The sequence below is a fragment of the Isoptericola sp. NPDC056134 genome, from assembly GCF_042264825.1.
GTDB classification, from domain to species: Bacteria; Actinomycetota; Actinomycetes; order Actinomycetales; family Cellulomonadaceae; genus Isoptericola; species Isoptericola nanjingensis.
The window spans coordinates 1-263 of the sequence record NZ_JBHJVM010000048.1 but is presented as its reverse complement, the minus strand read 5'-3'; the positions used below and the strand labels follow the sequence as shown (position 1 = coordinate 263).

Genomic DNA, 263 nt, shown 5'->3' with positions numbered 1-263 from the left:
GGATGGGGAAACGAGGGTCCTCGGGGGCCGGTCCGCCACAGCGTCACCAGACAGCGGACCACCGACCACCCCCTCCCCCCCCCCTGGGGGTTTTTTCCCCCGCTCCCGCCGCCTTAGCTCAGCTGGTAGAGCTCCCGTCTTGTAAACGGAAGGTCGTCGGTTCGAATCCGACAGGCGGCTCCACTCCCGCGAGATAGAGAACCCCGAGCGCGAGATAGAGAACCCTGGACGGGGCCGCAACCGGTTGCGGCCCCGTCCAGGGT

1 tRNA gene is annotated in these 263 nt (G+C 68.1%); it reads left to right on the top strand.

Features of this window, described 5'->3' with window-relative positions:
• Positions 1–107 precede the first annotated feature (107 nt).
• A tRNA-Thr gene (locus ACFCZN_RS20955) sits at positions 108–183 on the top strand.
• Positions 184–263: the final 80 nt, after the last annotated feature.